The sequence below is a fragment of the Mucilaginibacter metallidurans genome (genome assembly GCF_003286435.2).
Classification (GTDB): domain Bacteria; phylum Bacteroidota; class Bacteroidia; order Sphingobacteriales; family Sphingobacteriaceae; genus Mucilaginibacter; species Mucilaginibacter gossypii.
In genome coordinates this window covers 2,998,703-3,013,249 of record NZ_CP043449.1, presented here as the reverse complement: position 1 = coordinate 3,013,249, position 14,547 = coordinate 2,998,703, and the positions used below count along the sequence as shown (strand labels likewise).

The 14,547-nt window shown below is 42.0% G+C and carries 15 protein-coding genes; 8 read left to right on the top strand and 7 right to left on the bottom strand.

Annotation, left to right across the window (positions count from 1 at the left end; all coding sequences use genetic code 11):
* Window positions 1–69: 69 nt before the first annotated feature.
* Both DIU38_RS34035 and DIU38_RS34030 read right to left on the bottom strand, forming a co-directional pair.
* On the bottom strand, window positions 70–1,095 hold the full coding sequence (locus DIU38_RS34035; RefSeq protein ID WP_244311297.1) for a L,D-transpeptidase family protein: 1,026 nt from the start codon (window positions 1,093–1,095) through the stop codon (window positions 70–72).
* Between the two features lie 8 nt (window positions 1,096–1,103).
* The gene (locus DIU38_RS34030; protein WP_244311296.1) at window positions 1,104–1,727 is read right to left on the bottom strand and encodes a L,D-transpeptidase scaffold domain-containing protein; all 624 of its coding nucleotides are present in this window, start codon (window positions 1,725–1,727) and stop codon (window positions 1,104–1,106) included.
* A 516-nt stretch (window positions 1,728–2,243) separates the two neighbouring features.
* Between DIU38_RS34030 and DIU38_RS12840 the strand changes: the two genes are divergently transcribed.
* Window positions 2,244–2,528, top strand: coding sequence for a hypothetical protein (locus tag DIU38_RS12840; protein ID WP_149354092.1), 285 nt, complete (start codon window positions 2,244–2,246; stop codon window positions 2,526–2,528).
* Between the two features lie 79 nt (window positions 2,529–2,607).
* Window positions 2,608–2,886, top strand: coding sequence for a hypothetical protein (locus tag DIU38_RS12835; protein ID WP_149354091.1), 279 nt, complete (start codon window positions 2,608–2,610; stop codon window positions 2,884–2,886).
* A 105-nt stretch (window positions 2,887–2,991) separates the two neighbouring features.
* On the opposite strand, the gene DIU38_RS12830 is transcribed toward DIU38_RS12835, so the two are convergent.
* Entirely contained in the window at window positions 2,992–3,924 is a 933-nt protein-coding gene (locus DIU38_RS12830) for an AraC family transcriptional regulator (protein ID WP_112655383.1), read from the bottom strand.
* Between the two features lie 154 nt (window positions 3,925–4,078).
* Here DIU38_RS12830 and DIU38_RS12825 point away from each other — a divergent pair, with 154 nt between their 5' ends.
* Together DIU38_RS12825 and DIU38_RS12820 are read left to right on the top strand one after the other, a co-directional pair.
* Complete coding sequence (locus DIU38_RS12825; protein ID WP_112655069.1) at window positions 4,079–5,581, top strand: aldehyde dehydrogenase family protein; 1,503 nt, start codon at window positions 4,079–4,081, stop codon at window positions 5,579–5,581.
* A 187-nt stretch (window positions 5,582–5,768) separates the two neighbouring features.
* On the top strand, window positions 5,769–6,065 hold the full coding sequence (locus tag DIU38_RS12820) for a DUF779 domain-containing protein (RefSeq protein ID WP_149354090.1): 297 nt from the start codon (window positions 5,769–5,771) through the stop codon (window positions 6,063–6,065).
* A gap of 15 nt (window positions 6,066–6,080) precedes the next feature.
* On the opposite strand, the gene DIU38_RS12815 is transcribed toward DIU38_RS12820, so the two are convergent.
* On the bottom strand, window positions 6,081–7,313 hold the full coding sequence (locus DIU38_RS12815) for an alpha/beta hydrolase-fold protein (RefSeq protein ID WP_112655067.1): 1,233 nt from the start codon (window positions 7,311–7,313) through the stop codon (window positions 6,081–6,083).
* A 175-nt stretch (window positions 7,314–7,488) separates the two neighbouring features.
* Between DIU38_RS12815 and DIU38_RS12810 the strand changes: the two genes are divergently transcribed.
* From DIU38_RS12810 to DIU38_RS12800, 3 genes are all read left to right on the top strand, one after another.
* On the top strand, window positions 7,489–7,890 hold the full coding sequence (locus DIU38_RS12810) for a hypothetical protein (RefSeq protein WP_149354089.1): 402 nt from the start codon (window positions 7,489–7,491) through the stop codon (window positions 7,888–7,890).
* Window positions 7,891–8,289: 399 nt separating this feature from the next.
* Window positions 8,290–9,831 carry an MFS transporter gene (locus tag DIU38_RS12805; RefSeq protein WP_112655065.1) on the top strand — a complete coding sequence of 514 codons (1,542 nt, stop codon included), beginning with the start codon at window positions 8,290–8,292 and terminating at the stop codon, window positions 9,829–9,831.
* A 121-nt stretch (window positions 9,832–9,952) separates the two neighbouring features.
* Entirely contained in the window at window positions 9,953–10,534 is a 582-nt protein-coding gene (locus DIU38_RS12800; RefSeq protein ID WP_112655064.1) for a hypothetical protein, read from the top strand.
* Between the two features lie 104 nt (window positions 10,535–10,638).
* Here DIU38_RS12800 and DIU38_RS12795 read toward each other — a convergent pair whose 3' ends face one another.
* Both DIU38_RS12795 and DIU38_RS12790 read right to left on the bottom strand, forming a co-directional pair.
* The gene (locus DIU38_RS12795; protein ID WP_112655063.1) at window positions 10,639–11,409 is read right to left on the bottom strand and encodes a DNA-formamidopyrimidine glycosylase family protein; all 771 of its coding nucleotides are present in this window, start codon (window positions 11,407–11,409) and stop codon (window positions 10,639–10,641) included.
* Window positions 11,410–11,454: 45 nt separating this feature from the next.
* Window positions 11,455–12,510, bottom strand: a complete 1,056-nt coding sequence (locus DIU38_RS12790; RefSeq protein ID WP_112655062.1) for a winged helix DNA-binding domain-containing protein — start codon at window positions 12,508–12,510, stop codon at window positions 11,455–11,457.
* Window positions 12,511–12,611: 101 nt separating this feature from the next.
* Here DIU38_RS12790 and DIU38_RS33025 point away from each other — a divergent pair, with 101 nt between their 5' ends.
* On the top strand, window positions 12,612–12,755 hold the full coding sequence (locus DIU38_RS33025) for a hypothetical protein (protein ID WP_167516161.1): 144 nt from the start codon (window positions 12,612–12,614) through the stop codon (window positions 12,753–12,755).
* Between the two features lie 59 nt (window positions 12,756–12,814).
* Here the strand turns inward: DIU38_RS33025 and DIU38_RS12785 are convergent, their stop codons facing one another.
* Window positions 12,815–14,443: a gliding motility protein RemB gene (locus DIU38_RS12785; RefSeq protein WP_243770754.1), complete on the bottom strand. Its 1,629-nt coding sequence runs from the start codon at window positions 14,441–14,443 to the stop codon at window positions 12,815–12,817.
* Window positions 14,444–14,547: the final 104 nt, after the last annotated feature.

Below are 14,547 nucleotides of genomic sequence, written 5' to 3'. Positions count from 1 at the left end.
TATTTTGCAATTATTAATTACCGGTATTTTAAACTGCCGTATGAAAAAAAGAAATTGTAATAGGGGGGATTAGTATTGCCCGCTGCCTGACATGATCATGGATGCAAGCTGTTCGTCGCGGTCATAAATATCTTTGCGGAAATTGAGCCGGTTATTCCTGTCGGTAAAGGCGGTAAAATAGGCTATAAATACAGGCATCTTTTGTTTGAGTGTAACCTGCTGTTGTTTACCGAGATGCATGGCTTTATTAATGCGGGAAGTTGTCCAGGTGCTGTCGTATTTTAAAAGAAATGAAGCCAGTTTTACCGGTTCGCCAACGCGGATACAGCCGTGGCTAAACGCCCGGGACGATTCGCCAAACAACGACCTTGAAGGCGTATCGTGCAAATAGATACTGTAACTATTAGGGAACAGGAATTTTACCAGCCCCAAAGAGTTTGCCGGTCCGGGCTTTTGCTGAATTACCGGAAGCCCGTTTTCCCGGCCGGTAATGACCATATTATGCTCGTTAAGATAATTTGGGTTGCTGCTCATGGCCGGCAACACTTCATTGCGCACAATACTTTCGGGCAGGTTCCAGTAAGGACTGAATACCACGTACTGCATTTCGCCGTAAAATATTACTGTTTGATGTACTTTTTCCCCCACCACCACATTGCAGCTCCATAATAAGCTATCGGCATGGTAAACGTGCAGTTTAAATTCAGGGATATTCACAGCGAGGTAGTCGGTAGTTAAACTTACCGGTAGCCAGCGGCAGCGCTCCATGTTTACAATGATCTGTTTGATCCGTGACTTGAGCGGTACATTCATTTCGGCCATGGTTCCGGGACCGGGTAAGCCATCGGCGCTAAGGCCGTGCCTGAGCTGGAATTGGGTTATGGCTGCTTTGAACTCGTCATCAAATTTATTGTTGAGCGTATCGCCTTTAAAATCTTCCAGTTTATATAGGCGGGCTTTTATGTTGGCAACTACATCCGACGAGTCGCCGGGTTTGAGTTTTTTGCTGATAATAATTGGCTCCCAGTTCTCATGGGCATCAAGCTGGCGGTATTTGGCCAGGAAACTTTTTAGCAAGTCGTACTGGCGGTACACCGGCTCGCTTATAGCAGGGTTTGTTTCGAAGTTTTTTTTAAGAGTGTATCCAGGTAATCATCATATGCTATCTTTTTACGCGGCAGGAACCAGTTTACCGAACGGCTGACCGAATCGCTCATGCCCCGGAAAGCCAGTTTTGAAAACGCGAAATATTGGGCAGTTAGCATTAACTCGGTGCCGATATCAGGTTTTTTGACTCTTGTTTTTGAATGATTGTCAAATATCAGTGAGTCTAAATCTTTTTGATAGGGGATACCTTTATATATGCCTTCGTTTTGCAGGTTCATCAGCCTGTCGTTCAGGTTACCGGCCTGTTCAATTAAAGTGCCTTTTTCGTACCATGCATAGGCAAATTTACGCTTACGGTAAAAACTCCGCATATCCTGCTCATAGGGAGCCAAAGCGGGATGGCTTTGAAGAAATGTGACGATACGGGTACTGTCAAATACAACTTCGGTTTGATCACTAAAGTTGCCAGGAATGGTTTTTGTCCACTCTTTAGCCATTTTCTTTTTTTGGGAATCAGCTATATAATTGTAATGTTTTTTGCTGTTGTTTTTGCAGTTGGAAAGGACTAAAACACTTAAAACAAATACGATAATATATTGCGGTTTCAACCTGTTCTGCATAGCTAATTTATTAGTTATACGGAACGCAAATTACAAGGTTTTGTTTTTAGAAAGGGAAGGGCATTGAATGTTAGCCGATATAAAATGCCAAATAAGAGACAAGGTATTTGAGGATAAGAAGGATCGATAAATATTTTTCAATAAATTCTACTAAATTTATAGATATTATAGTATATTTGTCATGTAACATTCAAAAACAGATGACGGGCAACAGTTTAATCAGCAGTAATAAATACACATCGGCTCTAAACCGGGGCGAAATGTACATGCCCATATGTTGCTGTTGTTGAAATTCTCTCCACCTCAGATAAGCTGTTACGCACCTTTAAATTTACTGACCTCAATTAATATATTTTTATGAACACATCCAGCAATAAACAATTAAGCAGCGCCATCCCGCCGGGCTTGCTCATGCGTTACCGGGTAATTTATGGATTATGCCGTTGTTGTTGAACAATAAAGCTCAACTACAATTACCTTAAAACACTATCCATAACATCATAAATCTATTTTAAAATGCAAACCACAAATAATAATAAATATCCTTTTTTCGATCTGCTTGAAGTTGTTGCCGAACCCGATCTTAAGTTTCGTAAGCTGAAATCATTACATCCTGTAAAAGCGGGCAATTTGGTCCCTGAATTTAAGTTAAGTAACGATTATAGCCGCTGGCAGCAATTTTACAATGGCGCCGAAACACATGGCCCTATTTCGCAAAGGAATTTATTAAATAAGCCGCTGGTTATTTCTTTTTATTCGCGTCATTGGGGCACCAAGGTCTGGCGCAGCTTAAGCAACTGAATAATTTGCAGCATGAGGTTAAGGCAAGCGGCGGCAACCTGCTTATCATTAGTGACGAACGTACCGAAGATCTTGAAAAATGGGCGTGGAACAAAGCCTCACCCTTAATTTTTATCATGATGCTGGTAAAGAAATAGCACAGCAATTCAGGGTGTATTCTGAGGATTACCCGGTGTGGGACAGGTTTTCGGGCATTGACGAAAACGCGCCGTTATTGGCCACCTATATTATTGAACCATCAAAACAGGTTATCTACAGCCATATCGACTGGGATTTCCTGGGCACTTTTTCTGCCGAAGACATCATCAGCACTGTTTATGAATCAGCATTGATCAGTAATGGCCGCAGATCGGCATAAACACCAGAAGGTTAAGCGCCTTACACAACAGCAATCTTATAAGTGTTTACTAAGCGCACGTATAAGATTGCTTCTTACTTTCCGAATAATATTTTTATTAGTCTGTTAATTCAGGTGCCCACCCCGCAGCCTGGCCTTGTAATAACTTGGCGTAATGCCCTCTATCTTTTTAAATGCGCGGCTAAAGTAGTTAAGGTTATTGAACCCGGCTTTAAAACAGGCTTCAGAGATACTGTTATGTGGATTGTTCATGAGTTGTTTGGCTAATTGCAGGCGCTCTTTAATAATATAATCAACCGGCGAAATTCCCAGCTCATGCCTGAACGCCCGGAAAAAGCTGGCTTTGCTCATGAAGGCCATTTGGCTCAGGGCATCAATATTAAGCTTATCGCTTAAATGCACCCTAATGTATTCCAGTACGTAGGCAAATCGGCTGCTGCTTGATAGCTCATGCAGGTTATCGCTGATCTCGTTAATGTTTTGCATCTGCATAATGCGGATTAGCAACTCTTTTAAAGTGAGGTTAGCCAGCACATCTTTGGTCAGCGCGTCGCCGGTACTGATGCGGATGAGTTTATTAATGAGTTGGGCCAGCTCGTAATTATTAAAAAAGTGGAACTGGTTATAGTTCAGCTGCCAAACCCGCTTATCTTCCCTTGGGTAATTCTCATTTAAAAAATCAAGTGTATTGATAATTTCCTGGTGGTTAATAGCCAAAGCGGTGCACTGTGATGGCTGGTTGATGGTAGCCTCCGGGAAATCAATTTTCATGGTAATATTTGGCGGCACTATAACGGTTTCTCCCGGGAGGTAATCAAACCCCGGTTTATCAAACAAGTGCATCACCTTTTTGCCGCGCAGCATGCTTGTTATTACCAGGTCGCTAAAAGTTAAGGGCACCAGCTCGCTGCGCTCAAAAGTTTCAAAAACGTTGAGTTCGCAATGGTTCATGGTGTAAGCCCTGCGGTTTTCAACCAGGGTATTCAGTTCTTTTCCGTGTGAGAGGCTTAGTGGAGATAACAGGGTTTTGTTATTCATAGCCATTTATAATTTATACCAAATTAGGTATACTTATCATGATTAGCAAGTGGGTGCAAAAAATGCGACCATTGTGCTACCTTTTGAGAACATAATGCAAATGCCGTACAGCGAGGTAGCTCTACATTAGTGTTACCAAAAAACCATAAAAATTATGAGCGCTGTTTCTAAACCATCCTTCAAGGATAAATACGACAATTTTATCGGCGGCAAATTTGTCCCGCCGGTTAAAGGCGAATATTTTGATAACGTTTCGCCTATCGACGGCAAAGTATTCACCAAAGCTGCACGATCAGGAAAGGAAGATGTTGAACTGGCTCTGGATGCCGCGCATGCCGCATTCCCGGCATGGGGCAAAACTTCAGCCGCACACAGGGCATCGCTATTAAATAAAATAGCCGATGTTATTGAAGCCAACCTGGAGTTTTTGGCCGTTGTAGAATGCATCGATAACGGAAAGGCCATTCGTGAATGTCGCGCTGCCGACTTGCCGCTGGTGATTGATCATTTTCGTTATTTCGCCGGTGTTATCCGTGCCGAAGAAGGCGGGATTTCCGAGCACGATGAATATACCGTAAGTATTTGTTTAAATGAACCATTGGGTGTGGTAGGACAGATCATCCCCTGGAATTTTCCGCTGTTGATGGCTACCTGGAAAATTGCGCCTGCGCTTGCTGCCGGTAATTGTTGCGTGGTGAAGCCAGCCGAGCAAACACCAACATCCATCATGGTATTAATGGAATTGATCCAGGATATTTTGCCGCCTGGTGTTTTGAACATTATCACCGGTTTTGGTCCGGAGGCAGGTAAGCCACTGGCTTCATCGCCAAGGGTTGCCAAAGTTTCCTTTACGGGCGAAACCACAACCGGCCGCTTGATTATGCAGTACGCATCTGAAAACCTCATCCCGGTTACGATGGAACTGGGGGGTAAATCACCAAATATCTTTTTTGAATCGGTAGCCGATGCCGATGATGAGTTTTTTGACAAAGCTGTTGAAGGCGCAGTATTATTTGCCCTTAATCAGGGCGAGGTTTGCACCTGTCCGTCGAGGATCCTGGTGCACGAAAATATCTATGATAAATTTATGTCGAAGGTGATAGAACGCACTAATGCTATCATTATGGGCAATCCGCTTGACGGGAATACCATGATGGGTGCACAGGCATCTAACGATCAATACGAAAAAATCCAATCGTACCTGAAAATTGGTAAAGAAGAGGGAGCAGAGGTACTTTGCGGCGGTGAGGTTAAAAAGCTTGACGGTGAGCTGGAAGGCGGCTATTATATCCAGCCTACGTTATTTAAAGGCAATAACAAAATGCGCATTTTCCAGGAAGAGATCTTTGGTCCGGTGGCTTGTGTAACTACGTTCAAAACTACTGAAGAAGCCATCGCGATTGCCAATGACACACTGTACGGATTGGGTGCCGGTGTGTGGACCCGCGATGCGCACGAGCTTTACCAGGTGCCCCGCGCAATACTGGCCGGCAGGGTTTGGGTAAATAATTACCATGCTTACCCGGCACATGCGCCTTTTGGCGGCTATAAAAAATCAGGTTTTGGTCGCGAAAATCATAAAATGATGCTTGGTCACTACCGTCAAACAAAAAACATGCTGATCTCATATAATAAGAACAAGCTGGGATTTTTTTAATCCCGGCTTTAATCCCCCGTTCCCCAGACTTGCGAAGTTTCTGAAACTTCGTAAGTCTTTATGTGTTTAAATATTTCTTTACTTATCTGCTTCTTCGCGCGAAATTTGAAGACATGATCAAAAGAGTAACCATAACCCCGAAGCTTCAAAGCTGATAGCCGAACTCAAATCCCGCTTTGGCGACCTGATGTTCCATCAAAGCGGTGGTTGCTGCGATGGCTCATCGCCTATGTGCTTTGAAAAGGGCGAGTTTAAACTCGGCGGCAGCGACGTGAAAATAGGAGAGGTGGATGACTGTGAATTTTGGATGAGTAGGGACCAGTTTGAATACTGGCAGCATACCCAGCTTCAGCTCGATATTACCAAAGGCCGTGGTTCAAGTTTTTCAATAGAAATACCGACGGGTTTTAGGTTTATGATCCATTCAAGATTGTTTACCGAAGACGAGTTGAAAGATTTAGAACCGGTGGGTTTTATAGATTAGCCTCCTCCAAATCTCTTACTGCTCTGCCTGCACCTTATCCAGCTTATCCATGATCTCTTTTGTATACTTTATTGATAAAGCTTTCTTAAAATACTTTTCAGCATTTGCTTTATCTCCACGGGCTAAAAAGCAATCGCCCATACTGTCATAAACGTTGAAGTTTTTTGGATAATTATCTATGTTCACTTGGAAGAACATGTCCGCTTTTTCATAATCTTTTTGTTGCAAAAACGCGTAGCCTATGCCATTCATCTCCGGCTCGGGAGGGCGTACGGTGTAACCCATTTCAGCGGACATCATTTTGTAATGGGCATCTATCATTTGTCTTAGCTGCACGGCATTATACTGTTTATCAAAATATTGGTTATAAGGCTGGTTTCGCGGAAAGCGGTTGTTTTTGAAAATAAACCGTAAGGCATCATACTCGGCATTGAATGAAACAGAATTATGATCGTCATCGGGATAATATTTTTTAGACCATTGCAGATTGTTTGCTTTATTGACAGAAAGATCATCAGCCAGTTTCATGATCGACCGGATATGATGTGATATTTCGGCCGTGTCCTTTTTTACTTGTATAGTATCCATGCCTGCATTCATCGTATTGGCAAAACCGAGGAAAAGCTTTTTGCCGCCAAAATTCTTTTGCTTAAGAATAATCGTTGCCTGTTTAAGTAAATTGTCGTTATCATAAAACATGCTCGGATCGATAGCTACATAGGCATTAAAAACATGTGTATGTTTTAATAATAAATTGATCACCGTTAATCCTCCCAACGAATGACCGATCATGGTGCGATAGGGAGCAGTTGGATATGCTTTGTCGATATATGGAATTAGTTCTTTTTCCATAAAGGCGGCAAAGTTTTCCCCTCCGCCTGATGACTTGTACATAGCGCTGCTGGTAGGCGTAAGGTCTCGTGTACGGTGTCCGGATGTATTCAAAATGCCAACTATAATCATTTGCGGCAGCACCGTATTGCCTGCAGTTGCGCTAAGTTCTTTGATCATAGTAACCAGCGACATGAAATGATCATCGGCATCTAAAACGTACAAAACCGGAAATTCCGGTTTTGAAAAGTAGTTGGTATCATATCCTGGCGTATAAACCCAAAGTGGTCGTTTCTCTTTCAGGATGTTGGAATAAATGGTATCCACCCTGCCCAAAACTATAGGTTGCTGCAGCGGCTGCGCCTTCAACAGGTATGCAATGGTGAGATGAATCAGTATCAGGATAAGCTTTTTCATGTGGCTGTTGATTTATGATTCAATGGTACAGCAACAATATGACCTTCAGAATTAAATGTGACGAATGTTGTCGTTGGCGTGACGGAAATAATTTGGAGCTTGTTTTCGTTTTAAAGAAGGACTGAAAACATGTTTTGGCAAGTTTTTGTTAGTTGTTACAATCATTCATAAAATCATGGCCGTGCTCAATACCTATAATACTGCCCGTAAAAAGAACGGCTTAACAAAGTTTGAGACGTTGATCTTCGGATTAATGATCGTGTTCAATATAGGGGCTATCATACTCTTCTTTATTGATAAAGGATATTTTGAGATGATATACAATCGCTATGGCGGTTTTATAGGATACTTAACGGTATTGTTGTTACTTGTAATTTTTATAGTGTCGGCAGTATATATTGTAAGGCTTTCGCGCTATCGCAGCATCCAGTTTTGTGTGGTTTTTATTTTAACCGGGATAGCAAGCCTGTTTTTCATCACGGAAAAAATGAGCAGTTTACCTGACCTTTTTCATCTGTCAACCCATTCGCTTTTTAAATCCAACACCGCAATATTGGGGCAAATGCAAATGGAATAATTAAAATTAATGAGACCGGAAAAATTGTGCTCTATTGGATTTTGATAGCCGCAAGTGCTTTTTACTTTTTGATATTGCCGTTTATATATCGGAGTAATTTTAGGGCTAAACGCTTTATTGATAGAATCGGAATTCCTATCCCGCACCGCAACCATGTTATCGCAATAATTATATTAACCATTTTGATAATGCTATTTTCGGCAGTAAATGAGTCGGAAGTTTTACCACTTGATTTTGCTGCAATATTTTTGCTGATCCTGCTTTGCCCGGAAAACATCGGTGTTTTCAGGCGATAGTCATATTTTTTTGCAACACTTTAAATTGTTTTTTTAGGCTCCGTTTAATCCGATCATTTACTGCAACTTTGTAATAAACCTTTCAATTACAACCTCATAAAATATGGCTACAGTTTCATTGGGCAGCCCGGCAGGCAAATGGATCATGGTTTCGGCTATACTGGCTTCGGCCATGGCATTTATTGATGGTACAGCACTTAATGTGGTGCTGCCCGCATTACAACAAAGCCTTGATGCCAAAGGAGCTGATCTCTTTTGGATCCTGAACGCTTACCTGTTGATGCTTGCCTCGCTTATTTTAATAGGCGGCTCGCTTGGCGATAAACTGGGGCGGAAGAAGGTCTTCATGATAGGGATCTTTATTTTTATAACCGGATCAGCTCTTTGCGGGTTTTCACCGGGTGTTTTTTATCTCATTGTTTTTCGGATCATACAGGGTATTGGAGGTGCACTGATGATTCCCGGGAGCCTTTCGCTTATTTCATCATCCATCGATGCAAAAGAAAGGGGCAAGGCTATCGGAACATGGTCGGCCATTACCACGATAGTTACAGTGGGCGGCCCGGTATTGGGTGGCGCCTTAGCCGATGCCGGTTTATGGCGGTACATATTCTTTATTAATATACCCATAGGGATAGTAGCTTTACTCATTCTGTGGCGCAAGGTTGCCGAAAGTAAGGATGATAATACCGATCAAACCATTGATTTTCCCGGAGCTGTTTCTATTGCATCAGGGCTTGCTTTGCTAACATTTGGTTTTCTGCGGATGCCGGCGGTTGGTTTTAATAGCTGGCAGGTTTATGGATCATTAGCCCTTGGCTTATTATTGCTCATTGTTTTTATTTACATAGAAGGTACAAGCAAACATCCCATGATGCCGCTAAACCTGTTTAGTAGTAAAACCTTTAGCGGGGTAAACCTGCTTACATTTTTTCTGTACGCGGGTTTGGGTGGCGGTATGCTGTTCATATCACTAAACATGGTGCAGGTGCAGGGGTATAGCCAGCTGCAATCTGGATTAACATTTTTACCTTTTACTGTGCTCATGATCTCCATTGCGCGTTATGCAGGAGCTATCGCCGATAAAAAAGGCCCGCGTTTATTGCTCATCATCGGTCCGGCTTTGGCGGGAGCCGGGTTACTGGTATTGTCGTTCATTAAACAAACTGCAGGCCCCTCCGATTATTGGACAAGCTTTTTCCCTGGCGTGCTTGTTTTTGGCTTCGGCATGTCATTAACGGTAGCGCCGCTTACGGCAACGGTAATGGGATCGGTAAGTGATCATTTTTCGGGCACGGCATCGGGCATTAATAATGCTATGACCCGGATTGCCAATGTTTTTGCCAATGCCATTTTTGGTGCCCTCGCGGTTTTATTTTTTTCGGGAGCGATGCAGGGGGAGTTGAAAAAGTTATCCCTTAATGAAAAAGATAAAAAGACGGTTATGGAACAATCGGCCAACTTAGGTAATGCTAAAGTGCCCGCCGGCATCGACGGATCCAACAAAAAGGCAGTCGGGATTGCCTATCACAACGGATTTATTTCGGCCTATGGCAATATTATGCGGATCTGCGCCGGCCTTGGTTTCCTGGGTGCGCTGATGTCGGTTATTTTTATCAGGAATAACGCTGTTAAGAAGGAGTGATTGTTTTTGAAAAAACGTGTATAGAGTGCCTCTGCGTAGATCCTAAAAAAATCAGATTGGGGTTGCAACCATTTGTTTATCACTATCGTCTACCTTACAAATTCATCTAAAGCTTATTGTTATGTTCAAATCGATATTCTCCCGAAATTCTGTAAAACTCTTTGCGTTATGTTTTTTATGCTTTGTTGCCGTTAGCGTATCCGCCCAGGATAAAACCAAAACGATAGGCAACAAACCCCGAAGCGGGTCATCCAATAATACCTTTGATGCTGTTAAAGGTGCGCAGGTTGGTATTGAAATGAATGCTGGTAAACAGCAGGTACAATTACTTAAGCTGAACTTTCATACTCAAAACCGATCAAGCGATAGCATTCCTTTTAAAGTAAATGTTTACCAAATGGCCGGGAAGTTTCCAAATGAAGCTAATTTGGTTAAAGACGAAATAAAAGGCTATATTAAAAAATACGACGATGTGGAAAATCATCAATTAACCACTGTCGACTTATCGCCATACAATGTTAAAGTGGCCGGTGATATTGTGGTTTCTATTGAATTTTTGACAACTAAAACCAACTCCAACGTTGGATTTGCCTGCGGCTTATTTAACGGTGGTACCTTCCATAAGGATGGTGAAACCCAATTCTGGAGGAAGATTCCGATTGTTGGTGTTGATTTTAATGTACTGGTGAAAAAGTTGAAGTAGATGCCCCTCTAAATCTTCCCTAAAGGAGAGACTTTTAACAACTGTGCTCATTGCAAACGAGCGCAGTAAATATGCTAAATAGTCTTCTTTAAACCCTGCGAGATTTACTCGAACAATTCCTGCTCATCAGTATAATATGTTTTCCGCGATGCTTCGTTAATTATGATCGCGGCGCCTGTTGGGCTGTGTTTTTTCTTTGAATTGTGAATATCCATGAAATCACGAACTTCACCGTTAATGATGTCGGGGTTTGATTTAAGGATATTTTGTTCTGCATCTTCCAATACCGATTTTATTGCCTTAACCAGGTCTTTCAGTTTGGCCTCCGGTATTTTACTGCTTATGGAGAACGGAGAAATGCGAGCGTGCCATAAAATCTCATCGGCGTACGCATTGCCGACGCCTCTCATGATCTTCTGATCAAGCAGAACAGTTTTAATATTGGTTTTTGTTTTTGCCAGGCGCTTTCTCAAATACTCGGCATCGGCATCAAGCGCGTCGGGTACGTCCTTTTTTTCGGGGTTGAGGGTAGGCGTCGCTATCCCCTGGAAATCGGTTAGTACTAATCCGCTGCCATCATCAAAGTGCAGCTCGATGATGCTGTACTTGTTGTCGTTCTTTGTATCGAACAAAAACAGTTTACCGTGCAGCATCAGGTGCAGACCCAATACATCGCCCTTGCTAAATTTAATATGCAGTTCCTTCCCTTCGCGATATACTTTTTCGAGCTTTTGCCCGCTTAATACCTCGTTTAATTCGTGTACGCTAACATTTAGTTTTTTAGCGTTAGGTACTTCTATTTTTTTAACGGTTTTACCTGCAAGTATTTTTTGCAGGTTATGGCTAAAAGCCTGCAGGTCGGGTAGTTCGGGCATAATATGTTGTTTTTATAAGTAACTTGTTGTTGTAATTAATGTTTGTTATCCGACACCATTAAACTTTTTAAAACGTTGTATGGCGCTTTCAATAGACTGGTTTTGAGTTTTATTGAGTTTGTTAAATGGTTTGAGCTCGATATCAATATTCTTTTTGCCCATATTCCGGCTCCAGTTGCCAACCACCTGGTTATTGACCATTATAGTTGGGAAAAAGGTAATAGCCCCTATTTTATCCCGAAAGCTGGCCGGTACCATGGCATCGCGATTTTTATACGCTATAATTAACTCATCGTAAACAGGCAGAAGGTAAGCCCCTGTTTTTTTTGCTGTACTGAAATCGGCATCAGTACTCATCCAATAGCTTATCTCTTCAATGATTACATTACTGAGCCGGCTTTTATTTATTTCGATCCCGGTTTTGGCATCGGCAACAGTAAGGCCGCTCCAATGTACAAAATCATTTATTGTAGCGGGGCCATGGCTTGTAAAATACCGCAAAACCAAACGAGCTACCGCTTCGTCACGATCTATGACCGGTGTCATTGGTGCACGTTCATCAAGCAGTGCGTAAGTAAATTGTTTACCCTGTCTTGCACCACTGCAAATTAATTGCTCCAGTTCGGCTTTCATTAACAGTATCGTAAGCCTGAGATCGTTGGTAGCTATGTTTGCCTGAGTTAGCGCAGCGGCAATTTCGGTACGGATTAGCTGTTTGCCGCCCTGCAGGCCTTTTGTAAATACATCAAAGCTTTTATTAAAAATGGCATCGGTAACCTCCTGTTTTTTATACATGGCGGCATTGCCTGCGTTGATCCTTGGAGCAGTAAGGCTAAGCATCCAGCGGATATCCTGAGGTAATACAAAATGCCAGGTTGGTCTTAATACATGGGTTCGTAAGACAGCGCCGTTGGTCATCGCTTTTTCCACGGCCTTGTCCGATGGAGATGACATACGTAACCCAATTGCCCATTTGGCATGCGCATATTCTTGTGCCTGCATGGCGCACATATGGCCAACCACCTCTTCGGGCTTTTTGAATTTATCGTGGTTAAGGTGTTGGTTATAAACCCGAAGATTAGCTATATCACGTGTGGTCATGTTAATCTGCTTTGATATTATTCAAAATAAATATATTTTAAGGACAACTGTTTGTCAGCAGGAAAAATGATTTAATTTGACAGGCTTATTTTGATGAACGGATGAACAGGATAGATCCTAATTATTTTGCAGGCGGGATGATTGTCGGTATTGCTATTGGCTTAGCCTTGCACAGCGTTGGTGTAGGTATAGCAATTGGTGTTGCCGTTGGTTTGTCTGTGGGCTTAAGAAAGAAGAAAGGGTAAAGGCTCTTCAAATTACAGCCTTACGAAGTTTGAAAAACTTCGTAAGGCTCATCCGGTAATTAAAAATCGTGATATAAATTTCTGAACGAGCTTCTTAACCCGAAGGTGATCATGGTGTTTTTTGAATCTTTTTGGTCATTTTTTTCCTGGCGGTACAATGCGCCGAGTTCCAGGCGTAAATTGTACTTTGGGTTAAGTATGTAAGCAACAGTTCCTTCACCATAATAAAGCTGTGTACTTATACCCTGGCCTATGGTAGTTGTAGTATTTGCCGAAGGTATAAAAGGCTTGATAATTATTTTGCCGTTATTTTCGGCCTTTGTGGCATCAAGTCCATATTTGGCATAATTAAGTTGCCCCTGGAAATCAAATCGGCCAACCGAATAATTCACAATGCCCAAAAGCTCCCTGAAGTTTGCTCCGTAAGGATGGGCCAGAGGATCGCCGTAAAACGAATAACTGCTTGTTGACTGCTGGTTACTGTAAGTGTATGGCTTAACAGTGTTATATTCAAATAGATAGTTTAATCTTTTAACTTTAAAAATATCTGCGCCACGGATACCCAGTTGCCAGCCGTTGGTGTTATCGGTACTGTTGCCCGAAAAGAAATCGCTGCCCTTGAACCTGTCAAACATGATCTGTCCGTACAAGGCAGCTTTATCAAAAATCTTGTATTTGGCATTAAAACCTAAAAATACATTATCCTTTTGATAACCACCCGGACCCAGCGAGCTTGCAAATAAAATTGGGTTCACAAAATTGGCGTCAAAGCCTGCCCGATTACCTTGGTTATCAGCTTCGGGAGCTATCAGGGCGTTAAACATACCAAACGAGGCGCGTTTGGTTATATTCCAGTCAATATAATGGAATAAAGCCCATTTGCGGCGGTTACTTCCAAAACTGTCGAATTTTTGTGCAACATTATTGAGGTCTTCAATATAGGCCCACGCTACCATATAACGTACGGGGCCAAGGTCGGCTGTAAGCCTGAGAAGCGGCATATTGGCGGCAAAGTCAGATAAGAGCACCGACCGGTATCCGTCACCAATAAACATTTTATCCTCGCCTAAAGTAATATTCAGTTTTTTTGTTACTGAATAGGAGAGTATTGCAGTTACGTACGACCAATCTTGTGAGTTGCGTGGTTGGCCTGTATACTTCCTGGCATATGCCTGGCCGGGTATAAAACCATTGGTATTGACATAGTTGTTATAATACGATACAAACTTGGCCGAATTTTCAAAACCGCTTGTGTAAAATGAAAATTTGCTGCCCACTGTTCCCCCAATTTGATATCCACGTACATTTAAGTTGGTCGAATTGCTGTTAGCGAAATCCCTGCCGGCCTGCAGATCAGTAATATAGTCGGCATAAAAGGTATATTCTTTTGCTTTTACGTCAAAAAGGTGTTCATTAAATAATTTACGCCCGCCCCAGGTTTTGCGGTCTTTAACACCAACATTCATTACCGAATCATAGGTATGCAAAATAGTACTGTCAATTAAAAAAGGACGTAATGAAGTATGAACCGAGTTTTTTACAGAATAAATATCCGAATTGAACTTTTGATACAACTGGTATGAATTAGGTAAATAAACTGATTGAGCTTTTGCTAATTGCGATGTAAATAAGGCAATTACAGCTATGATAAATGTTTTTCGAAAGCTTAGGAAGTAGAGTTTTTGCATTACAACAAAATAAGTATTAATTGTTCTAAGTTAAAAATTTCATTGGTAAATAAGGATATATACATACATGCCCCGCAGGTTGTTTCTGATATATTAAAATTATG